General features: G+C 62.9%; 22 protein-coding genes. 10 read left to right on the top strand and 12 right to left on the bottom strand.

The features are described 5' to 3' along the window. Positions 1-163: 163 nt before the first annotated feature. The 4 genes from PHLH3_RS06860 to PHLH3_RS06845 all read right to left on the bottom strand — a co-directional run bounded on the left by PHLH3_RS06860 (position 164) and on the right by PHLH3_RS06845 (position 4,289). Positions 164-2,209: a flotillin family protein gene (locus tag PHLH3_RS06860; RefSeq protein WP_213630444.1), complete on the bottom strand. Its 2,046-nt coding sequence runs from the start codon at positions 2,207-2,209 to the stop codon at positions 164-166. 58 nt (positions 2,210-2,267) lie between these two features. Further along, the gene (locus PHLH3_RS06855; RefSeq protein ID WP_213628672.1) at positions 2,268-2,897 is read right to left on the bottom strand and encodes an OB-fold-containig protein; all 630 of its coding nucleotides are present in this window, start codon (positions 2,895-2,897) and stop codon (positions 2,268-2,270) included. 61 nt (positions 2,898-2,958) lie between these two features. Continuing rightward, on the bottom strand, positions 2,959-3,654 hold the full coding sequence (locus tag PHLH3_RS06850; protein ID WP_213628671.1) for a PspA/IM30 family protein: 696 nt from the start codon (positions 3,652-3,654) through the stop codon (positions 2,959-2,961). A gap of 14 nt (positions 3,655-3,668) precedes the next feature. Then, positions 3,669-4,289, bottom strand: coding sequence for a YjfI family protein (locus PHLH3_RS06845; protein WP_213628670.1), 621 nt, complete (start codon positions 4,287-4,289; stop codon positions 3,669-3,671). Positions 4,290-4,620: 331 nt separating this feature from the next. Between PHLH3_RS06845 and PHLH3_RS06840 the strand changes: the two genes are divergently transcribed. From PHLH3_RS06840 to PHLH3_RS06825, 4 genes are all read left to right on the top strand, one after another. After that, on the top strand, positions 4,621-5,820 hold the full coding sequence (locus tag PHLH3_RS06840) for a CaiB/BaiF CoA-transferase family protein (protein WP_213628669.1): 1,200 nt from the start codon (positions 4,621-4,623) through the stop codon (positions 5,818-5,820). Between the two features lie 23 nt (positions 5,821-5,843). Next, on the top strand, positions 5,844-6,728 hold the full coding sequence (locus tag PHLH3_RS06835; protein WP_213628668.1) for a TIGR02285 family protein: 885 nt from the start codon (positions 5,844-5,846) through the stop codon (positions 6,726-6,728). A gap of 166 nt (positions 6,729-6,894) precedes the next feature. After that, positions 6,895-8,046 carry a copper-containing nitrite reductase gene (gene nirK, locus PHLH3_RS06830; RefSeq protein WP_213628667.1) on the top strand — a complete coding sequence of 384 codons (1,152 nt, stop codon included), beginning with the start codon at positions 6,895-6,897 and terminating at the stop codon, positions 8,044-8,046. A 58-nt stretch (positions 8,047-8,104) separates the two neighbouring features. After that, positions 8,105-8,917 (top strand): SUMF1/EgtB/PvdO family nonheme iron enzyme, encoded by an 813-nt coding sequence (locus PHLH3_RS06825; RefSeq protein ID WP_213628666.1) that lies wholly within the window; start codon positions 8,105-8,107, stop codon positions 8,915-8,917. Positions 8,918-9,061: 144 nt separating this feature from the next. Here PHLH3_RS06825 and PHLH3_RS30285 read toward each other — a convergent pair whose 3' ends face one another. Both PHLH3_RS30285 and PHLH3_RS06815 read right to left on the bottom strand, forming a co-directional pair. Beyond that, on the bottom strand, positions 9,062-9,295 hold the full coding sequence (locus tag PHLH3_RS30285; protein ID WP_244862990.1) for an acyl-CoA dehydrogenase family protein: 234 nt from the start codon (positions 9,293-9,295) through the stop codon (positions 9,062-9,064). 416 nt (positions 9,296-9,711) lie between these two features. Next, positions 9,712-10,599, bottom strand: a complete 888-nt coding sequence (locus PHLH3_RS06815) for a pirin family protein (RefSeq protein WP_213628665.1) — start codon at positions 10,597-10,599, stop codon at positions 9,712-9,714. A gap of 98 nt (positions 10,600-10,697) precedes the next feature. On the opposite strand from PHLH3_RS06815, the gene PHLH3_RS06810 reads away from it, so the two are divergent. The 5 genes from PHLH3_RS06810 to PHLH3_RS06790 all read left to right on the top strand — a co-directional run bounded on the left by PHLH3_RS06810 (position 10,698) and on the right by PHLH3_RS06790 (position 14,444). After that, positions 10,698-11,603, top strand: a complete 906-nt coding sequence (locus tag PHLH3_RS06810; protein WP_213628664.1) for a LysR family transcriptional regulator — start codon at positions 10,698-10,700, stop codon at positions 11,601-11,603. A 119-nt stretch (positions 11,604-11,722) separates the two neighbouring features. Then, positions 11,723-12,322, top strand: a complete 600-nt coding sequence (gene wrbA / locus PHLH3_RS06805; RefSeq protein WP_213628663.1) for an NAD(P)H:quinone oxidoreductase — start codon at positions 11,723-11,725, stop codon at positions 12,320-12,322. A gap of 75 nt (positions 12,323-12,397) precedes the next feature. Then, complete coding sequence (locus PHLH3_RS06800; RefSeq protein ID WP_213628662.1) at positions 12,398-12,820, top strand: nuclear transport factor 2 family protein; 423 nt, start codon at positions 12,398-12,400, stop codon at positions 12,818-12,820. 233 nt (positions 12,821-13,053) lie between these two features. Continuing rightward, positions 13,054-13,815, top strand: coding sequence for an SDR family oxidoreductase (locus PHLH3_RS06795; RefSeq protein WP_213628661.1), 762 nt, complete (start codon positions 13,054-13,056; stop codon positions 13,813-13,815). A gap of 71 nt (positions 13,816-13,886) precedes the next feature. Further along, positions 13,887-14,444: a flavin reductase family protein gene (locus PHLH3_RS06790; RefSeq protein WP_213628660.1), complete on the top strand. Its 558-nt coding sequence runs from the start codon at positions 13,887-13,889 to the stop codon at positions 14,442-14,444. A gap of 9 nt (positions 14,445-14,453) precedes the next feature. Here PHLH3_RS06790 and PHLH3_RS06785 read toward each other — a convergent pair whose 3' ends face one another. From PHLH3_RS06785 to PHLH3_RS30620, 6 genes are all read right to left on the bottom strand, one after another. Then, a complete protein-coding gene (locus tag PHLH3_RS06785) occupies positions 14,454-15,359 on the bottom strand; it encodes an AraC family transcriptional regulator (protein ID WP_213630442.1) in 906 nt (301 codons plus the stop codon). A 140-nt stretch (positions 15,360-15,499) separates the two neighbouring features. Further along, entirely contained in the window at positions 15,500-15,754 is a 255-nt protein-coding gene (locus tag PHLH3_RS06780) for an Atu4866 domain-containing protein (RefSeq protein WP_213628659.1), read from the bottom strand. Positions 15,755-15,784: 30 nt separating this feature from the next. Then, complete coding sequence (locus PHLH3_RS06775) at positions 15,785-16,522, bottom strand: SDR family oxidoreductase (RefSeq protein ID WP_213628658.1); 738 nt, start codon at positions 16,520-16,522, stop codon at positions 15,785-15,787. Positions 16,523-16,709: 187 nt separating this feature from the next. Then, a complete protein-coding gene (locus tag PHLH3_RS06770; protein ID WP_213628657.1) occupies positions 16,710-17,909 on the bottom strand; it encodes an MFS transporter in 1,200 nt (399 codons plus the stop codon). A gap of 139 nt (positions 17,910-18,048) precedes the next feature. Continuing rightward, positions 18,049-19,230 (bottom strand): carboxymuconolactone decarboxylase family protein, encoded by a 1,182-nt coding sequence (locus tag PHLH3_RS06765; RefSeq protein ID WP_213628656.1) that lies wholly within the window; start codon positions 19,228-19,230, stop codon positions 18,049-18,051. A 56-nt stretch (positions 19,231-19,286) separates the two neighbouring features. Further along, positions 19,287-19,421, bottom strand: a complete 135-nt coding sequence (locus PHLH3_RS30620) for a hypothetical protein (protein ID WP_280527452.1) — start codon at positions 19,419-19,421, stop codon at positions 19,287-19,289. Between the two features lie 435 nt (positions 19,422-19,856). Between PHLH3_RS30620 and PHLH3_RS06760 the strand changes: the two genes are divergently transcribed. After that, a complete protein-coding gene (locus PHLH3_RS06760) occupies positions 19,857-20,288 on the top strand; it encodes a DoxX family protein (protein WP_213628655.1) in 432 nt (143 codons plus the stop codon). Positions 20,289-20,297 lie beyond the last annotated feature (9 nt).

Raw genomic sequence — 20,297 nt, 5'->3', positions numbered from 1 at the left:
TAGGTCCACGCGTCCGCGCGGATGACGGTGGCCATACCGGGCACCGTCATTCCCGCGAACGCGGGAACCCACTGAGAAGAACGCGAGCAGCCTTCGAAACCATGTGGGGGAACGACCCCGGAAGCGGGCGTCGGTGGACGCAGCCCGCTCCCGGGGCCAACCGTCAGGCGCCGGCGACCGGGTCCTGCGGCTCGGCCTTGGCCGGGGCAGCGACGGCCGCAGCGGCCGGCTTGCCATTGAGCAGGCGCGCCAGCACGTCCTGCACCACCGGGCTCTTGCCCACCACGCCTTCGATGGCCTTGCCCACGGAGAGCGACTTGGCGAAGGAGTTGAAGAAGTCGCCTTCGCCGCCGACGATCTCGATCTTCGCCTTGCCCAGTGCGGTGGCGAGCACCTCGGCCTGGTCCTTGGCGATGTCCTTGTTGGCGGCGATGGCGGCCATGGCTTCCTCGAAGCTCTTCTCCAGCTGCATGCGGAACTCCTCGTGCTGGCGAGCGCTGTCGCTGAGGGCATCGAGGGCACCGAACTTCTTGCCCAGGCCTTCGGCCTCGGCGTTGAGGCGCTGCAGGAGGATTTCCGCTTCCGCCGAACCCAGGTCCTTGGTGGCCTTGGCCTTGGCGGCGCCGAGCTGTTCTTCGCCACGCGCCTGGGCGCCCAGCTTCTCTTCCAGCACCTTGGCTTCGGCCAGGCCGTCCTTCTCCTTGGCTGCTGCGGCGGCTTCCAGCACGCGGGCGTCGGCCAGGCCTTTCTCCTGCTCGCCACGGGCTTCGGCGATCAGTTGCTCGGCACGCACGCGGGCTTCGGCTAGGCCTTCCTTCTCCTTGGCGGCGGCGGTGACTTCCAGCACCCGCGCGTCGGCCAGGCCGGGGGCGGCACGCTCGGCCTCGATGCCTTCGGCCAGGCGTTTCTTGGCCTCGGCCTGCTTGGCAGCGGCTTCCAGCTCGGCCTGGGCCAGGTTGTTGATTTCCACGGCCTTGTGCTTGGAGCGGGTCTCGTCGGCCTCGGCTTGCTTGACCTGGCGCACCAGCTCCTGCTCGGCCTCGGCCTGCGCCTGGAGCACGATGACCTGCTTGGCACGCTCGGCCTCGGAGATCTCACGCACTTCCTTGATGCGCTCCTCTTCCTGGGCCACGGTCTTCTCGACGGCGACGCGGTCGCGGATCACGTTGGCGATGTTCTTGCGCTGTTCTTCCAGCGCCTTTTCCTTCTCGATGCGCTGCAGCTCGACCTCGCGCTCGCGGGCGACCACTTCCAGGTCCTTGGCACGGGTGACCTTCTCCACCTCGATGACCACGGCGCGCTGGCGGTTCTGCTGGGCCACTTCCACTTCGCGCTGGTGGTTCTCGACGCGCACGTCGATCTCCTGCTGCGCCTGGATGCGCGCCTGCTCGGCCTTGAGGCGCTCCTCTTCCTTGACCTTGGCGGTCTCGGCTTCCTCGCGGGCGCGGATGGTCTCGATCTCGCGCTTCTGCCGGGCTTCGGCGTCGGCCTGCTGGCGTTCCAGGGCCAGGGCGGCTTCGCGGGTCTCGACGTTCTTCTTCTGGATCGCCAGCTCCTGGTTGCGCTCCAGCTCGTTGGTGATGACGTTCTGCGCGGCGGTCAGCTCGGTGATCTTGCGGATGCCTTCGGCGTCGAGGATGTTGCTCGGGTCGAGGGAGTTCTTCGCGGTCTGCTCCAGGTAGTCGATGGCGACGTCTTCGAGCACGTAGCCGTTCAGGTCGTTGCCGATCACCTCGATGATGCGGTCGCGGAAGTCCTGGCGGTTCTCGAACAGCTGGACGAAGTCGAACTGCTTGCCGACGGTCTTCAGCGCTTCGGAGAACTTGGCGTTGAACAGCTCGTTCACCGCGGCGCGGTCGGAGGCACGCTCGACGCCGATGGCCTTGGCCACCTTGAGCACGTCTTCCTGGGTTTCATTGACGCGCAGGTAGAAGGCGACGGTGATGTCGGCGCGCATGTTGTCTCGGCAGATCAGCCCGTCCTTGGCGCGGCGGTCGACTTCCAGGGTGATCAGCGAGATGCGCATGAACTCCTTGAGGTGGATGACCGGGTACACCAGGGCGCCGGTGAAGTGCACCTTGGGCGTGGAGGACATGTCGTTGACGATCAGCGCGGTGCCCTGCGGGACCTTGATGTAGAAGGCCTTGAACAGGGCCAGGATGCCGACCACGAACAGGACGACGAGTCCGAGCACGGTCAGGAAGGGCATCACCCACTCGATGTTGTTCATTTGCAATCACTCTCCTTTGATGCTGAGGCGCACCGGGTCATATGCCCCGGAATTCGTCCTCGGTGATGACCCGATAGGCGTGCTGCGCCTCCAGGTATTCCAGTAATACGACGCGGTCGCCGCGCTTGAGCCCGAGGGCTTCGTCGGCACGGACCTTGAGGATCAGCCCGGCGCCACCGTCTTCGAGCACGGCTTCGCCATGCGCAAGGGTGACCCGGCCGCTGCGCACCATGGCGGTCTGGCCGAGCACGCTCTTGCTGGTGACGGCCTCCGCCTTGTGGAACAGCGGCCGCAGCGGGCTGCAGATGAGCGCCGCCACGGGCAGCGACAGGCCCAGCGCGACCACGGCCACGACCAGGCCCAGCGGGTAGCGCAGGAGGCCCAGGGGCAGGTGGCTGAGGACCAGGAGTTCGGCGAAATAGCTGAGGAACCAGGAGCCGGCGAACAGCAGGCTGAGCACCAGGGTGACCGGCACGCCGTTGAGCTTGAGCTTCGACAGCAGGGCCGCGACGCCATCGCCGGCGAGCAGCGAGTCGGCCTCGACGTCCAGCAGGTCGACCTCGACCAGGCCGAGCGCGACGATCGCCCAGTAGACGATGGCCAGGCACAGCAGGAAGCTGAACAGCACGGTGGGGAACGACAGTGCGGTCTGCAGGAAGATTTCCATCGCTTTCCTATCCCTGAAAAGGCTGGGCGGGGTCGAGCGACCCCGCCCGTTCAACGGTGGATCAGGACTTGCCCTTGTCCTTCAGGCGGGCCAGCACGCTGTCGGCGCTGGTGCCGTCGGCGACGATGCCGGCTGCGCGCAGCTTGGCATCGAGGTCATCGTCCGGGCTGCTGGTGGCGGCCAGTTCGGCGGCCGCTTCCATCTTCGCCGCACGCTCGGCCTGCTGGCGCTTGATCCGCTCCAGCGATTCGACGGCGGTGTGCAGCTTGGTCTGCGAGCCGCTGTAGCGCTGGGCCACGGCCATCTGCGCCTTCTGCACGCTCTCGGTGGCCTTGACGGTATCGACCTGTTGTTTCAGGTGCTTGATGTTGCCTTCGGCCTGGGTCACGGCCTTGCGCAGCTGGGCCACGCTGGCGGCGAAGCCGGCGGCCTGCTCGCGCTCGACGGCCAGCTCGTTCTCCAGGTTGGCGATCTTCTCCGCCACTTCCTTGGCCAGGGCCTCGTTGCCGCCTTCCAGGGCCTTCAGGGCATAGGCTTCGTACTCGCCGATCTTGGCGGTGCATTTGCCGGCACGATCCTCGGCCAGCTTCTGCCGCGCCATGATCTCGGCCAGGGCTTCCTTGGACTTGCGCAGCTCCAGGTCGGCGTCGCGGATCTCCTGGTCGAGGATGCGCAGCGCCTGGCTGTCGACAATGGCCTCGCCGGCTTCGTTGACACCGCCGCGCAGGGCGGTGAGCAGCTTGCTCCAAACGTTCATGTGCTTCCTCCAGTTCAGGCCTGAGCCTTCAGGTAGCCTTCGTAGGCTTCGGTGGCGCGGATCACGTTGCTGGCGAGCGTCTCGATCTCGTAGACCACGTTGGACAGGATCGAGGAGGCGCTCAGGGCGCCGAACATGGTGTAGCAACGCTCGCCGCCGGGCAGCGTCTCCAGGCCGATGCTGGACAGCGGGAACAACTGGCGACTGAGCAGCACCTCCTCGTTGAAGGCAGCCAGGTCGCGCACGTCGCTCTGCGGCCAGAGCAGCGCCTCGACGATGATCTGCTCACCGTGCAGGGCGACGAACAACGGCAGGTCGCCGTACTCGCGCATGGTCACGTGCAGGCTGGGCTCGGCACCTTCGATCAGCTCGATGCCGGCATCGCCACGGGTGAAGAGCTCGGTCGCGGCCAAGGCCTCGCAGAGCGCTCGCGCATTCCAGATCTGAGGCATTTCCATGGCCCCCTCCTTTTCCAGATTGACCGGCCCCGGTTGAGGCTGGCGCAGCTTGCGTTCAACCGCCAGGAGCGCCTGGGCGTTCTCCGGCAGTATCCAGACTTCCTTTTTCACCAGCCCCTGATCACGCAGGCGCTGGCGGAACAAACGTTGGTAATGGGCGGATGACTTGTTTTCCATGGGCGCAGATTAATCCATCACATGTAAGCTTTCAATCCATCACATGTAATATTTCCGAAGCGTGCCAGACGCGCGCAGGACTAAGCCTCGGAGCGGGCCCGAAGGGTTCTGCAAAGGTGGGAAGAGGAGCGGCGGGGCATGAGGACCTGTCCATGGTTTCTGCTGTACGCGTGCCGTGTCGCCGGGGATTAGAACCCCCTCGTCGCGCCTTGGAAAGCGGGGATCGGCCGAAGACCGAACTGATTCACGAAAAAGCAGCCGGCCGAAGGCTGCCCTGAAACGGGGCAATGGTCTAGGCTAGGCGGGTTTTTTCCTGCCCCACGGACGTGCAATGGATACCCTCGCCAAGCCCCTCGCCGGACTGAAAGTCATCGAACTCGGCACCCTGATCGCCGGCCCCTTCGCCTCGCGCCTGTGCGCGGAGTTCGGCGCCGAGGTGATCAAGGTCGAGTCCCCCGATGGCGGCGACCCGCTGCGCAAGTGGCGCAAGCTCTACGAGGGCACCTCGCTCTGGTGGTTCGTGCAGGCGCGCAACAAGAAGTCGCTGACGCTGAACCTCAAGCACCCCGACGGCATCGCCATCCTCAAGCGCCTGCTGAGCGAGGCGGACATCCTCATCGAGAACTTCCGCCCCGGCGTGCTGGAAAAGCTCGGCCTGGGCTGGGACGTGCTCCACGCGCTGAACCCCAGGCTGGTGATGCTGCGCCTCTCAGGCTTCGGCCAGAGCGGCCCGATGAAGGACCAGCCGGGCTTCGGCGCGGTGGGCGAATCCATGGGCGGGCTGCGCTACATCACCGGCTTCGAGGACCGCCCGCCGGTGCGCACCGGCATCTCCATCGGCGACTCCATCGCCGCGCTCTGGGGCGTGATCGGCGCGCTCATGGCGCTGCGCCACCGCGAGGTCAACGGCGGCGAAGGCCAGGTGGTGGACGTGGCGCTGTACGAGGCGGTGTTCGCCATGATGGAGAGCATGGTCCCGGAGTTCGACGTGTTCGGCTTCATCCGCGAACGCACCGGCAACATCATGCCCGGCATCACCCCCTCCTCCATCCACACCAGCGCCGACGGCCGCCATGTGCAGATCGGCGCCAACGGCGATGCCATCTTCAAGCGCTTCATGCTCGCCATCGACCGCGAGGACCTGGCCCTCGATCCGACGCTCGCCAGCAACGACGGCCGTGACGCGCGCCGCGACGAACTCTACGGGGTGATCGACCGCTGGGTCGGCTCGCTACCCCTGGACCAGGTGCTGGCGGTGCTGACCCGTGCCGAGGTGCCGGCCAGCCGCATCTATTCCGCCGAGGACATGTTCGCCGACCCGCAGTTCATCGCCCGCGAGATGTTCCTCCAGGCGCGCCTGCCCGACGGCAAGCCGTTCCGCATGCCCGGCATCGTGCCCAAGCTCTCGGCGACCCCGGGCTCGGCCGAATGGGTCGGCCCGGAACTGGGCGAACACAATGCCGAAGTGCTCGGTGCCCTGGGCTACGACGCCGCACGCATCGACGCCCTGCGCAAGGAAGGCGCCATCTGAGCTGCCCACCCTCCCCCTCGCCCATGGCGGGTCGGCCCGGATTCCGCTCGCGCCTGCGCGGCCTGCTGCTCGGCGGCGCGCTGCTGGTGGCCGCCGGCGGCTGTGCGGCGGCACCCGACACGCTGATCACCTGGACGGTGCGCGACATGGCGCCGTTCAACATCATGGAAGGCCCGCTCAAGGGCCAGGGCATCGCCGACCGGATGCTCGGCCTGTTGCAGCAGCGGCTGCCGCAGTACCGCCACGTCAACAGCCGCGTCAACCGCGCTCGTGCCAACCAGATGTTCGCCCGCGACACCCTCACCTGCGACGCGGGCGTGCTGAGGACCCAGGAGCGCGAGCAACTGATGTACTTCTCCATCCCCACCCTCGGTGTGGTGACCAACGGCGTGGTGGTGCGCCGGGAACTGGAGGGCGAGATCCAGCCCTACCTGAAGGACGGCAGGATCGACCTGGCGGCCTTTCTCGCCGACCCGCGCCAGCGCCTCGGCGTACTGGTGGAGCGCAGCTACGGGCCGTCGATCGACGCCACGCTGCACGCCGCAGCCCCCGAGCGCCTGCTGGTGCACCACGGCAACAACGCCCTGGGCAGCCTGCTGCAGATGCAGCAGCACGGCCGCATCAGCGCCCTGCTCGGCTACTGGCCCGAGGTGCGCTACCTGGCCGAGACCGATGGCGTGGATGTCTCCGACCTGCGCTTCCATCCGGTGCAGGGCATGCCCAGCTACCTGCTCGCCTACGTGGGCTGCTCGAAGACACCCGAAGGCAAGCGGGCCATCGAGGCGATCAACGAGGTGATCCGCGAGCTGCGCGGCGAGGAGCTGATCCAGCTCTACGCACGCTGGCTGGACGGCCCCACCCGCGAGGCCTACCTGCAGGACGCCAAGGGCTTTTTCGGGAAGGATTGAGCCCGCCCCACCTTGCGCAAGGCCGGCACCTGCACAAACGCGACATGACGCACATCCTCCCGGCAGCAGGTTGTCCAGTTGCAGGCTTGCTTGTCTCAGCTCAAGGAAAGTTCCTGGCCACGCGGTATCTCTGTAGCCAACGACGGTAGTCATTACGGAGATGATCATGCACGACGAGGAAGCGATGTCCCTTTCCCGCCGCACCCTGCTCGCAGGCGCGGTGGTGCTCGGCGTCACCGGCTCGGTGCTCGGCAGCGGCAAGGCGCTGGCCGGGGCGGAGCCGGCACCGAAGAAACCGGGTGCGGCCCCGGACCTGTCCAGGCTGGAGCGGGTCAAGGTCGAGCTGGTCGCCCCACCCTTCGTCCACGCCCACGAGGCCCGCGCCAGCGGCTCGCCGAAGGTGGTGGAGTTCACCCTGACCATCGAAGAGAAGACCCTGGTGCTCGACGACGAAGGCACCGAAGTCCACGCCATGACCTTCAACGGCTCGGTGCCCGGCCCGCTGATGGTGGTGCACCAGGACGACTACGTGGAGCTCACCCTGGTCAACCCCGCGACCAACGTCATGGCCCACAACATCGACTTCCACGCCGCCACCGGTGCCCTGGGCGGCGGCGCGCTGACCATCGTCAACCCCGGCGAGCAGGTGAAGCTGCGCTTCAAGGCCACCCGCGCCGGCGTGTTCGTCTACCACTGCGCACCGGGTGGCGCGATGATCCCCTGGCACGTGGTCTCGGGCATGAACGGCGCGATCATGGTGCTCCCCCGTGACGGCCTGAAGGACCGCGCCGGCAAGGCGCTGAAGTACGACAAGGTGTTCTACGTCGGCGAACAGGACTTCTACGTCCCGCGTGACAAGGACGGCAGGTTCAAGCGCTACGCCAGCCCGATGGAGAGCTTCGCCGACATGCTGGGCGTCATGAAGGGGCTGGTCCCCAGCCACATCGTGTTCAACGGCAAGGTGGGCGCCCTGACCGGCAAGAACGCCCTCAAGGCCCGCGTCGGCGAGACGGTGCTGGTCGTCCACTCCCAGGCCAACCGCGACACCCGCCCGCACCTGATCGGCGGCCACGGCGACCACGTCTGGGCCAGCGGCAAGTTCAGCAACCCGCCGGAGCAGGACCTGGAGACCTGGTTCATCCCGGGTGGCGCGGCCGGCGCGGCGCTCTACACCTTCCGCCAGCCGGGCCTGTACGCCTACCTCAACCACAACCTGATCGAAGGCGTGCTGCTGGGCGCCACCGCGCACTTCCAGGTCGAGGGCGAATGGAACGCCGACCTGATGAGCCAGGTCGAGCCGCCATCGCCGATCAAATGAGCCCGCCGGCCGGCCCGCAAGGGCCGGCCATCCACCCTGGCCAACGGACGCCGCCGCCATGCACAAGGCCACCCGGATCAGCCTGCCCGCCGCCTTCGCCATCGCGGCGGCGGCCCTTCTTCTCGGTCCACGGCACCCGCCCGGGCCGGCACCGGAAACGGTGGCATTGACGGCCCGCGCATTCACCTTCCGCCCCGCCGGCGACTACTGGCAGGAGGCTCGCGCCATCGACGCCCCCGCCCGGCGCGAGCGGCTACAACCCGGCTTCGAGGTGATGAAGTACCAGGTCAGCCAGGCCGAGTACGCGCGCTGCGTGGCCGAGGGCGACTGCCTGCCGCTGAGCGAAGGGGGCAGCCCCCGCGACGACCTGCCCATCACCGGAGTGAGCCTGCTGGACGCGCAGTTCTACGCCGACTGGCTGAGCCGCCGCACCGGCCAGCGCTGGCGCCTGCCCAGCGACCTGGAATGGGCCTTCTTCGCCGGCTCGCGCTGGGCCGACGACGCCCTGCTCATCGACGACGACGGCAGCAACCCGGCACGGCGCTGGCTGGCCCGCTACAGCTTCGAAGCCGAGACGCGCACCGCCGAATCGGCCCGGCCGCTGGCACGCGGCGGCCACGGGCTCAACGAATTCGGCATCGCCGACCTCGCCGGCAACGTCTGGGAATGGACCGACAGCTGCCACCAGCGCATCAAGCTCGATGCCCGAGGGGCGCAGCTCAGCCGCATCGAGGCCTGCTCGATCCGCATCGCCGAAGGCCGCCACCGCGCAGCGATCAACGACTTCGTGCGCGACGCGCGCGGCGGTGGCTGCGCCGCCGGGCAGCCGCCGGACAACCTCGGCTTCCGCCTGGTCAGGGACATCCCGTGATCCCCCTCGACTGCGCCTGGCTGGCCGGCTTGCCGCCCACCTCAACGCCCCGGCCGACCAAAACCAGCAGTCCTTCCTCGTGGCCATCCGGCACCTGGCGCAAGCGCCTCTCGATGACGAAACATCGCCTCCGGCCCTTCACGGCTATGGCCCGGCCAGGGTCGCGGTCAGGCGGACCTCGGCCAAATGCGGCAACCAGCGCGCCTTCCACGCATCACTGCCGCCCAGCAACAGCGCCGGCGTGGCCAGGCAGGCCGTGGCGAAAAAGGGCGAACAGAACAAACGCCGGCCCATCTGCTCCAGCAGAATCGCCAGCTCCACGAACCCCAGCCCCAACCCGCCGTATTGCTCGGGAATATGAATGGCCGGCCACACCATCTCCGTGCACAGGCGCTACCACAGCGCGGGGTCATACCCCCGCTCGGACGCCATCGCCGCACGCACGGCGGCTGAGTAAAACTCTCGGCGGACGCGCGGATCATCTCCTGCTCATCGCTGAACGCGAATTCCATGGGACTGCCTTGTGGTGATTACTGGGCTGGACGGCAGTCTGGCGGGTTGTGGGGAGGGGGAATCGTCCGAGTAGACGACGGGAAGATACAAGTGCGAGAGGTGAAAGGAGATGAGCAATCCAATCACATAGCGCAGCACAAGTTTGATCGCGCGTCAGTGAGTAACGTAAGTGCGATTAGCTGAAACCATTTACAAGACATGAACGGCTGCTTTCGGCCAATAGCTGCCTGTGACGGGCAGCAAACCAGCCAAAGCGGACCAGCAGGGTGCTCACGACCATGTCATGCAGGGAGGGGAATAAATTCCTTATCCCCTGGAACCTGGCCAAACGCACCTTGCCTCCAGTCTTCTACTGCTTGTTCGATTCGTTCAGGCCGACTGGATACGAAGTTCCAATAGACATGCCGCGGCTCCGCCAGCGGTTCTCCGCCCAGCAACATCAAGCGGGTAAAGCCCAACGCCCGCACCACTATCTCTTCACCCGGTTTGAAAACGAGTAAACGCTCAGCTACCGCAGCCCTTTCGCCCTCGATTTCGATCCCGCCACTCACCACGTAAACCGCGCGTTCGATGTGTTCCGCGCCGATTTTCAGCCGCGCACCAGGCTCCAATACGACCTCGGCGTTAAACAGATCACTGTGGGTTCTGGTAGGCGACGTCATGCCGAAAAGCGATCCCGCAAGCAGGCGCAGTCGCACCCCCTCCGCTTCCATCTGCGGTAATTGCTGTGCGCCAAGGTGCTGGAAGGTGGGGGCCGTTTCTTCGTATCGCGCCGGCAAGGCAATCCAGGCTTGAAAGCCCTGGAGTCGGCTGCCAGACGCCCTGTCATCGTCACTGCTTCGCTCCGAATGCACGATGCCGGAACCGGCCGTCATCAGGTTGACCTCGCCGGGCCGAATGCTTTGCACGTAACCCTCGCTGTCGCGGTGAATCATCTGGCCTTCGAGAAGATAGCTGAGCGTCGACAGGCCTATGTGTGGATGCGGGCGAGCATCCAGCCCGTCGCCCGGCTGATAGACCACCGGGCCGAAACTATCGAAGAAAATGAAGGGCCCGACCGTCATGCGTTGAGGTGACGGCAGCGCGCGTCTGACTTTGAATTCGTTGCCCAGATTACGGACGCTTGGAAGGATGATTTGCTCGATACGGGTATTCAACAGATGTGCCATTGCGAAAGCCTCGATTGGATATCAGGCCCTCAATCTATGGACACGCCACTCTCTGCGAAACTAGGATAATTTCGCCCAAAACGTTCGAGACAATAGAAATGATCGCTGATCCTGGAACGCCGACGCTTGATCAACTCAAAGTTTTCCTGACGGTGGTCGAAGTGGGCAGTTTTGCCGCTGCGGCCAGAAAATTGCACCGTGCCACCTCGGTGGTGAGCTATACGATTTCCAACCTGGAAATGCAGCTCGGGGTTTCTCTGTTTGACCGTAAAACCACACGCAAACCGCAGCTGACGGACGCCGGGCGAACGGTCCTGGCCGAAGCACGCACCATCACCAACGGCGTAAACGGGCTTCGCGCCAAAGTCTCCGGCTTGCTGCACGGATTGGAGGCGGAAGTCCACCTCGCGCTCGACGTAATGCTCCCCGCAGAGCGCGTAGTGGATGCGCTTAAGACGTTCAGGGAAGTGTTCCCTACCGTCACCCTGCACCTGCATATGGAGGCCTTGGGCGCGGTCACTCAGTTGGTCATGAACAAGAAAGCAGGCATCGGCGTCAGCGGCCCGCTGGATATCGGCCTCGACGGTATCGAACGCATCGGAGTGGGCAGCGTTCAATTGATACCGGTCGCATCACCTGCTCACCCGCTGGCGATGGAAAGCTCCAAATCGCCAGGGGCTGCCAGAGAATTCGTGCAACTGGTGTTATCCGACCGCTCGACGCTGACCGGTGACAAGGACTTCGCCGTAGTGAGCACCCGCACCTGGCGCCTGGCCGACCTGGGCGCCAAGCACATGCTTCTGAAAGAGGGTATCGGCTGGGGAAACATGCCTATTCCCATGGTCCAGGCTGACCTTGAGGAGGGGCGCCTGGTCGAACTGGATATGCCTGACTGCAGAGGCGGCACCTATACATTCGATGCCATTTATAGAACCGATTCGCCACCGGGCCCAGCTGGCCGTTGGTTGATCGAACGCTTCGGTCAACAGGTGGCCAGCGGCTGATCTTTTCTATTTAATCGAACATTATGCTAGAAATTATCCCTATATTTCTGAACAAACGCCCATGCTAGATTTTTAATCACGCAGCCAGAAGGCTGCCCCAACGATTAGGAATCGCTCCCATGGCTAAAGTTCTTGTTCTGTATTACTCGACGTACGGCCACATCGAAACCCTGGCCAACGCGGTGGCAGAAGGTGCCCGCAGCACTGGCGCCCACGTCGATATCAAACGCGTCCCGGAAACGGTGCCCGAGGAAGTCGCCAAGAATGCGCACTTCAAGCTTGACCAGGTGGCCCCCGTCGCCTCGGTTGCCGACCTTGAGCACTACGACGCGATTGTCGTAGGTACGGGCACTCGCTTCGGACGCATGAGCAGCCAGATGGCGGCGTTTCTCGATCAAGCCGGCGGTCTCTGGGCCAGAGGGGCCCTCAACGGCAAGGTAGGTGGCGCATTTACCTCGTCCGCCACCCAGCACGGCGGCCAGGAAACCACCCTTTTTTCAATCATCACCAACCTTTTCCATTTCGGTATGACCATCGTCGGCCTGCCATATAGCCATCAAGGCCAAATGAGCGTCACCGAGATCGTCGGTGGGGCTCCCTACGGCGCCACCACGATCGCCGGCGCAGACGGATCGCGCCAGCCCAGCGAAATCGAACTCTCCGGCGCTCGTCACCAGGGCGAACTGATTGCCAAAACCGCCGCGAAGCTTTTCGGCTAAACCTACGGCCGCCGATCCCGAGGCGGCCGTTTGACTTGCAACCTCCCTTCCCCGCGATACGCCTTGGTGAGAGAAATGACCTCTAACGCAGCCGAAATCCTACAGCGCCATTTCGAGACGTTTGTAGATGACCATGAGCAATGGCAAACACTGGTAGCCGACGACATTGTCTGGGAACTGCCCTTCGCCCCGAGCCTCGGACACCCCGAGAAGCTGGTAGGGCGCCAGCGGGTCCTCGATCACGTGGGCTGGTTCGTAGGTGCGGTGGAAGACTTCAAGTTCTTTGACCTGCGTATCCAGGCGTCCGCCGAGTCCCACTCGGCGGCGGCGCAAGTCAAGGCCGAGGGCATCATCAAGCAAACCGGCAAAACCTATACGCAAGAATACGTTTTGTTCGTTAGCGTGGCCGACGGAAAGCTTTCCTATATTCGCGAGTATTTTGATCCGGTAAAGGCGGCGTACGCGCTGGAAACGCCGGTGGTGATGCCGCAGCCCTAGGAGAAACGGCTGGCTTGCTGACGCCGCAGATACGGCCGATAGCGACCTGACACCGGGAGCGTCGGCACCATGCCGGGGCCGATCGTTCGTCCGCGTCCCGCCCATTGAGAGCACCGCGCACAAAGAAGCAAAACCCCGACAGGCTGAGCAAGGCTACAAAAGAGGGGCGTGTCAAAAAGAGCGAAATTGGAACCGTCGAAAGCGACTACCCAATGACTACTTGGAGACACGACATGATTGACTTCACCCCAACCCCCAATGAAGTGGCCGGCAAAGTAATCCTGGTTACCGGCGCGGCAAGCGGTATCGGTAAAGCCATTGCCGAGCTCCTACACGCTCGCGGTGCCAACGTGATCGCTGAGGATATCGCCCCATCGGTGAACGCCCTCGAGCGTCCCGGCATCGTCCCCTACGTAGCGGACATCACCGTGGATGGCTCAGCCGAGCAAGCGGTCGCCTTGGCAGTCGAGAAGTTCGGCAAGCTGGATGTGCTGGTCAATAACGCGGGGCGCATTCTCTATAAACCCATCATCGAAATGACTCGCGAAGACTGGGCTTGGCAGATGGAAACCAATGTCACCGGTGCCTTCCTTCACTCCCGTGAAGCGATGAAGGAAATGATGAAGCACAAATCCGGCGCCATCGTGAACATTGCCTCGTATGCCTCCTACTTCGCCTTCCCCGGCATTGCGGCCTATACCGCGTCCAAAGGGGCCTTGGCCCAGCTGACGCGCACCCAGGCGCTCGAGGCGATCGAGCATGGCATCCGCGTAAACGCCATCGGCGTAGGCGATGTGGTGACCAACCTGCTGAACCATTTCATGGACGACGGTCGCGGCTTCCTTGAAGAGCATGGCAAATCGGCGCCCATTGGCCGTGCCGCTGCCCCCGAGGAAATCGCAGAGATTGTTTCCTTCCTGGCCTCCGAGCGCGCCAGTTTTATTGTCGGCTCGGTGGTAATGGCCGACGGCGGCATGAGCATCCCAGTGGGCTAATGCTTTGCCTTCAGACGCGTGGTGCGTACCGCACCACGCGTTTTTATTTTTAGACCATTAGCGGAGGCGTCATGAGTGCTCTTCGAAAATCCGACTTCCCTTTAATCGACGTTCGTCAGCACCTGGAGACTGGTCCCATCGTTTTAGTGACCTCAGCCTGGAAAGATGAAACCAACATCATGACCATGGGTTGGCACATGATGATGCAGTTCTCTCCTGCCCTGTTCGGCTGCTACATCTGGACGGGGAACCATAGCTACGAGTTGATCCGCAACAGCCAGCAATGCGTGATCAACGTACCCACCGCCGAACTGGCCGCCCAGGTTGTTGCCGTGGGCAACTGCAGCGGCGCCGCCATCGACAAGTTCAGCGAAATCGGGCTCACCCCGCTGCCGGCTCAGCGCGTCAAGGCGCCGCTTATCAAGGAGTGCTACGCCAATTTCGAGTGCCAACTTTTCGATGCGAACCTGATCGGCGAGTACGGCTTGTTTATATGGGAAGTGGTCAAAGGGCATGTGGCGATGTCGGTGAAAAACCCAAAAACCTTGCACTACCGGGGCGAAGGAAAATTCATGGTGGCTGGAGAAACCCTGGACCTTCATGAGCAGTTTCTTGCGCAGAACCTATAGCCTGCTCGCTCACTTGCGATACTGGCTGGGCGTCACGCCCACTTCGCGCTTGAACACTTGCGAAAAATGGCTTGGGCTGCTGTAACCCACGTCCAGGCCAATGTCGATAATGCTGCGTTGCGTCTCTAAAAGAAGCTGCCGGGCGCGGGCCATCCTCAGGCGAATAAAAAACTGAGACGGCGAATGCCCGGTGGCCTTCTTGAACAATCGGCTGAAGTGGAATTCGCTCATACCAGCGCCTTCGGCCAGCGCGCCTAAGCTGAATTCCTTGTGCAAGTTACTTTCCATTGCCACCAAGGCCCGCCGCAGCTTGTAGGCAGGCAGCGCATTGCGGCGCGCGATATCGTCCGCCGAATCGTCCAGGTACTCGCGAGCCAGGTGTACGGCCAGGCACTGCGCCAGGCCCTGCAGGAAGAGCGCACTGCCCGTGGCACGCTCGGTCAGTTCCATGCGGAACTGCTCCAGCAGCATGGACAACACCCCATCGCGCCCACCCGACACCTCACGCAAGCGAACCGTACCAGCGCTCCCGAGCGTCTCGCCAATGGCTTTTTCCAGTAGCGCGATACCTAGATAGATATGCATCACCACAAAGGCTTCTTCGCCGTGAACATTCCAGCGCATTTCGTAAGGCTCGGCCGAGGCAGTAAGAAAGAAATCGCCCTTGCCCACGACACTGGTCTGCCATTGGCCACCCAAGGTTCTTTCATCAATCTCTGCCGTTCCCGACATCACCCAGACCAGCAAGGGCTCGGCCACTGCCGGCACGATAAAGCTGTCCTCGTGCCGTTCGCGGTTGAATATCTGCACCAACACATCGCGGGCATCGAGCTCATCCGAGGCGGCCAGGCGCTTGCCACGAATAAAGGCTTCCAAGCCCTGGGGAGAGGTCCGTTCAGCTGGGTCCTTGTTCATCACGTCATCTCGCGAAACAGGTGAAAAGCGAACCCCGCGGCCCGCTTGATTGAGGCCATCCGTTGGCGAAGCAGTTCCTTGCATTCAATGCCCTCCCCCGACGCATAAAAAAAGCCGGAATTTTCATTCCGGCTCATCTGTTAACGCTCGGGGTACAACACCATACCTGCGTGGTACAGCACGTCATTTCTAAACTCACCGTCGGCGGTGAACCCCGTGTCATCCACATATTCGATGTGGTCGCCCTCCAGCCAATAACGCCCCTGATAAGCACTCTTTTGCCGGCCGCGGGCCTCGTCATAACGGCCCCCCGGCAACAACTCGTGGCGGATACGACCGTCGGCTGTCACCCACATGCCGACGTACTTGTTTTGGTCTCCAGATGGCTGCGACATAGCCTGCTCCTGCGTAATTTACGAAGCCGATTAGAAAGGGCTCGCGGTGGGGCGAACAATCAATTCGCTGACGTCCACATCCGCGGGCTGTTCGACGGCGTACGCAATAGCGCGGGCAATGGCGGAGGCGGGAATGGCGATCTTGCGGAACTCGCGCATCTCCGCACGCCCGCCTTCGTCAGAAATGCTCTCGGCGAGCTCGGATTCGGTAACCCCGGGAGCGATCACGGTTACGCGGATATCGCCACCTACCTCCTGGCGAAGCCCTTCCGAGATCGCACGCACGGCGTATTTAGTGGCGCAATACACCGCAGCGGTAGGGCTCACGGCATAGGCACCAATGGAGGCGATATTGATGATCTGCCCCGATTTCTGCTGCTGCATAACGGGCAAGGTGGCGGCAATGCCGTGCAAGACGCCGCGGATGTTCACATCGATCATCTGGTTCCATTCATGAACCTTCAGGGCCTCCAGCTTGGACAACGGCATGACACCGGCATTGTTCACCAGTACATCGACACGGCCGTGAAGCTCGATGGCGAAATCGATGAACGACTGCACGTCATCCAGGCGGGTGACATCCAGAGGCAATACATCGGCGGTTCCGCCGGCTGCGCGAATTTCGCTGGCCAGTGCCTCAAGGCGCTCGGTGCGGCGGGCGCCGAGTACGACGCGGGCGCCCTTGCTGGCAAGAAGGCGCGCGGTCGCTTCGCCAATGCCGCTGCTGGCGCCAGTGATTACAACGACTTTCTGTTCGATGTTGCGCATGTCCCAACTCCTTTTCGCTTCAGAGGTACCTGCCGGTGTGCAGGTGTTGAAGCCAGATTAAGAAGTCACACCCAAGGACCGTTAAGCGAATCCTGCGAAGATTTTGCACAATGCTCCCGGCAGTAGCGAAACAGGGTCAAACGCAGGCAACAGGTTGTTTGCGAGGGGGTTGCGGGGCTGCTAACAGCTAATTGGCAGGCTCGCTGAGCCGGCCGCGGCGCGGTCGCTCGCTGATCGCATAGGTGACCAGGAGTGCCGCGGGCAAGCCTGCACCCAACACGCACAACCCCTCCCAGCCGAAATGACGCAAACCGATGCTGGCCACTGCCGAGCCGATGGCGCCGCCGACAAAATTGAGGCTGATAAACACGGCGGTGATACGGGAGTTGGCGTGCGGATCCAGTTTGTAGATGACCGATTGATGGGTTATCTGCAGCCCCATTACCGCTATGTTCAGCGCCATGGCCGCCACAACAATGATCCACAGCCCCTTGGCCGCGAAGCACAAGGCCACCCAGGCAAGCATCATCAAGCTGCCCAGCCCGATCGCCAGCGCGTGCTGGTGGCCGCGATCATTAAGGCGGCCGATCAGCCCGGGAATCAGGGCACCGGCGACGCCGGTCAATCCGATCATGCCGATACGCGAAGCCGGAAAGCCATAGGGCGGTTGCGACAGCAAGATGGGCAGGCCTGTCCACAAGCTACTGAAGCTGGCCATTCCCAACGCCCCGTAAAGCGCCCGGCGACGAAGCGCCGAGTGCTCTAGGGTAATGCGCCACAACGAGTGCATCAGCTTGTGGTACTGGAGCGGCCGCCCGCGTTGCTCAGGTTCCGCCGACAAGGTGATTCGGAGCAGCAGCAGAAGAGTCAGCGTGGCGCATCCGGCGGTCGCATAGACCATCCGCCATCCCGCCATGTTTCCAACGCCACCGGAGACCAGCCAGGACAATGGAATAGCCAACAAGGCCCCGGTCATCACCAGCCCGACGACTCGCCCGCGCTGATGCTCCGCCGTGATGGACGCCACGTAGGGCACGATCAACATGGCCGCCGAAGCCGTCGCGCCGGAAAGAAGCACGGCGGTGCTGAACAGCATGAAGTTCGGGCTGGCCGCCGCGATAAACATCGCCGATGCGCTCAACGCAAACATCAGGCTCAAGAGCGACCTTCTTTCCAGCACATCGCCCAAGGGAACCACCAGCACGATGCCCAGCGTGTAACCAAGCTGCGTACAACTGACCAACAGGCCAGAGGTTGAAACGGGAATACCGAACGAGCTCGCCACCAGGGAGAGAATGGGCTGGAGGTAATACATATTGGCAATCATGGCCCCAGCGGCGAATGCAAACAGCCACATGAGCGAGCGGGACGGGGACGGTGAGTTCATAACGATGCGCCTCGATACGAGCGGTGCGGAACTGGGTAGGTTGTTGTAAACGTGCCCAGTCTCGCGCGAGCCGCGGCGCCCCCGTTACGCCACTCCTGCCAGTTGTTTGCCTGATTCTGCTGGCCTCCGAGGGGGCCAGCTAGTGCTGGTCTAGCGCGGCCAACTCATCCCGTGCGATAGCCAACGCGACCTGCACGGTCGGGTAGCCACAGTAAGGAAGCAGGTTCAGCAGCGTTTCCACTATTTCCTCACTGCTGGCCCCAGCCTTCACCGCAGCGTTGATATGCACGCGCAATGGTTTCTCGGTGGTCCTCGTCCCCTTGGCGGCCAAAGCGGCACAGGCGGTGAGCTCGCGGGTTTTGAGGTCGATGCCACGGCGGCAGAAGATATCGCCATAGGAATGCTCGACAATCATCCGCCCGATATCCGGAGCAATATCATCAAAGCTGTTCACCACAGCCGCGCCCGAGCCGCCCGAGCTCGCTGCCAACGCGGCTTCCCCCCTCGCCATCCTGTCCTCGTTGGGCCCTGTGGCGGGGCGTGGGCGGCGGGAATCGACGGCCGGGGTTGTTGGCTCCTCGATCGCAGTAGCGAGCACGGAAAAAGCGTTTAGCGCCATAGGGAAACCGGCGTAAACGCTTAACTGAATCAGCACTTCTGCAACGCGACTCACCGTTATGCCATCAGCCAGAGCAGCGCGCATATGTGCGGCCAGCTGATCCTGACGGTTACCGCAGGTAGCCAACATGCTGATAGCGGCGAACTGCTTATGGGAGACCTCCATGCCGCTTCGTCCCAGGATCTCGCCAAAAGCGAACTCCATTGCCCAGTCGGCCATGTCCGGTGAAAGCGCCTCGAGCGCTTGCACATACGCTGCCGGCGACAGGTGCATCAGTCGTTCAAATGCCACCAGCCCGGCTTCATAACGGTCCATATCGGAAGAGGACGGTTCGCTGGGCGGGTCGCGGTAGACGATCGAGCGCTCGTTGAAAATGCTGCGCACGATGTCGATTGCATTGATTGCCGTTGGAAAGCCGATGAGGGCCGTTGAGAGAAACATCAGTTCCACCAGGTCCTGTGGCGTGCCCCCGGCGTTCAGCAAGCCCTGCATATGGAAGCGCAACTGGCTCTGCGCAGAGCCATGGGCAATCAGGGAACTGACCGTGCAGATCTGCCGGGTGCGCAGGTCCAGCAGTTCTCTACAAAGCACCTGGCCGTAGGGAAAGGCGACCGTCAGGCGCGCCATGTCTGCCGACACGGCGGCCAGGCTATTGATGGGACCATCGAAATCCCGGCCGCCGATCAGTTTCAGAAGGCCCATGCCTCGCTCGAAATCTGGCGGGTTCATTTCACCTGTCATATCGACCTCTAAAACAGCTAGACAAACTGTGTGATCACTGGCGCCAGAAGCTGACGCGAGGTGAATTGCTCTTGGTCTTTGGGCAGCGCCGCCGCGCCGAAACTGGCGGCCAGCAAAATAATGAGCGCTGCAAGGATGGATAACGTTTTCACGGTGGGTTCTCCGCTGGAAGTGAAGAGCCGGCGTATCAGTGCTTGACGTGACCTCGAAATACAGTCGCGTACGTCTTGACGTCCGGACCAGTGAAACTGAGCTTTTCACTTGTGCATTAGGCTACCGATCGAGCCCTGAAGGCGTTATTCGATTTGTCCAGCGTATTTGCCTGATCCTGCCCAGCCCAACTCAGGTGCGCTCCGCCTATGCCCCCGGTTGCTGTGTCTATCCTGCCCGATAGCAGTACGACCTGAGCGCCGATAAATGACGGGCGCGCCAGCCCATCAATCGCTTTCCGGCAAAAAGCTTTTTTTCTATTTACTAGAACCTAACTGTCGAAATTAGTCGGCTATTCAGCACAGTGGGCCGATGACAGTATTTCCCCCACAACAGCGCTTCAGGGTGAAGCGATGAGTCCAAAGGAATCTACCGTCATGTCCCAAGCAGCAAGCCTTTCCAGCACCACCGTTGCAGCATCGTCCAACCTGACCCACACCGCTTCTTTAGCAGGACGCATTTTGCTGAGCGCCATTTTCATTCTTTCCGGCGTATCCAAATTGAGTGCGCCCGCGATGATGATCGGCTACATCGGCTCCGTTGGGCTGCCCTTCCCCCAACTGGCGTTGGCGGCGGCAATCGCCGTGGAAATCCTTGGCGGCGCCGCGCTGATCGCCGGCTACCGCACACGCATCACCGCTGCGGTACTGGCGGCGTTCAGTGTCGTTACCGCGCTGATGTTCCACAGTGCTCTGGCTGACCAGAACCAGTTCATTCACTTCTTCAAAAATATCGCCATGGCGGGCGGGCTTCTGCAGATCGTCGCGTTCGGCGCCGGCCGTTTCAGCCTCGACGCTCGCCGCCGCTGATTGAGCCGC

This window comes from Pseudomonas sp. Pc102 (assembly GCF_018408275.1).
GTDB lineage: Bacteria > Pseudomonadota > Gammaproteobacteria > Pseudomonadales > Pseudomonadaceae > Metapseudomonas > Metapseudomonas tohonis.
This window is presented reverse-complemented; position numbering and strand designations above follow the sequence as displayed.

Coding starts and splice junctions, on each gene's coding strand:
- PHLH3_RS06860 (WP_213630444.1), bottom strand. CDS start 2,209: ATGCCCTTCCTGACCGTGCTCGGACTCGTCGTCCTGTTCGTGGTCGGC.
- PHLH3_RS06855 (WP_213628672.1), bottom strand. CDS start 2,897: ATGGAAATCTTCCTGCAGACCGCACTGTCGTTCCCCACCGTGCTGTTC.
- PHLH3_RS06850 (WP_213628671.1), bottom strand. CDS start 3,654: ATGAACGTTTGGAGCAAGCTGCTCACCGCCCTGCGCGGCGGTGTCAAC.
- PHLH3_RS06845 (WP_213628670.1), bottom strand. CDS start 4,289: ATGGAAAACAAGTCATCCGCCCATTACCAACGTTTGTTCCGCCAGCGC.
- PHLH3_RS06840 (WP_213628669.1), top strand. CDS start 4,621: ATGGATACCCTCGCCAAGCCCCTCGCCGGACTGAAAGTCATCGAACTC.
- PHLH3_RS06835 (WP_213628668.1), top strand. CDS start 5,844: ATGGCGGGTCGGCCCGGATTCCGCTCGCGCCTGCGCGGCCTGCTGCTC.
- nirK (WP_213628667.1), top strand. CDS start 6,895: ATGCACGACGAGGAAGCGATGTCCCTTTCCCGCCGCACCCTGCTCGCA.
- PHLH3_RS06825 (WP_213628666.1), top strand. CDS start 8,105: ATGCACAAGGCCACCCGGATCAGCCTGCCCGCCGCCTTCGCCATCGCG.
- PHLH3_RS30285 (WP_244862990.1), bottom strand. CDS start 9,295: ATGGTGTGGCCGGCCATTCATATTCCCGAGCAATACGGCGGGTTGGGG.
- PHLH3_RS06815 (WP_213628665.1), bottom strand. CDS start 10,599: ATGGCACATCTGTTGAATACCCGTATCGAGCAAATCATCCTTCCAAGC.
- PHLH3_RS06810 (WP_213628664.1), top strand. CDS start 10,698: ATGATCGCTGATCCTGGAACGCCGACGCTTGATCAACTCAAAGTTTTC.
- wrbA (WP_213628663.1), top strand. CDS start 11,723: ATGGCTAAAGTTCTTGTTCTGTATTACTCGACGTACGGCCACATCGAA.
- PHLH3_RS06800 (WP_213628662.1), top strand. CDS start 12,398: ATGACCTCTAACGCAGCCGAAATCCTACAGCGCCATTTCGAGACGTTT.
- PHLH3_RS06795 (WP_213628661.1), top strand. CDS start 13,054: ATGATTGACTTCACCCCAACCCCCAATGAAGTGGCCGGCAAAGTAATC.
- PHLH3_RS06790 (WP_213628660.1), top strand. CDS start 13,887: ATGAGTGCTCTTCGAAAATCCGACTTCCCTTTAATCGACGTTCGTCAG.
- PHLH3_RS06785 (WP_213630442.1), bottom strand. CDS start 15,359: ATGAACAAGGACCCAGCTGAACGGACCTCTCCCCAGGGCTTGGAAGCC.
- PHLH3_RS06780 (WP_213628659.1), bottom strand. CDS start 15,754: ATGTCGCAGCCATCTGGAGACCAAAACAAGTACGTCGGCATGTGGGTG.
- PHLH3_RS06775 (WP_213628658.1), bottom strand. CDS start 16,522: ATGCGCAACATCGAACAGAAAGTCGTTGTAATCACTGGCGCCAGCAGC.
- PHLH3_RS06770 (WP_213628657.1), bottom strand. CDS start 17,909: ATGAACTCACCGTCCCCGTCCCGCTCGCTCATGTGGCTGTTTGCATTC.
- PHLH3_RS06765 (WP_213628656.1), bottom strand. CDS start 19,230: ATGGGCCTTCTGAAACTGATCGGCGGCCGGGATTTCGATGGTCCCATC.
- PHLH3_RS06760 (WP_213628655.1), top strand. CDS start 19,857: ATGTCCCAAGCAGCAAGCCTTTCCAGCACCACCGTTGCAGCATCGTCC.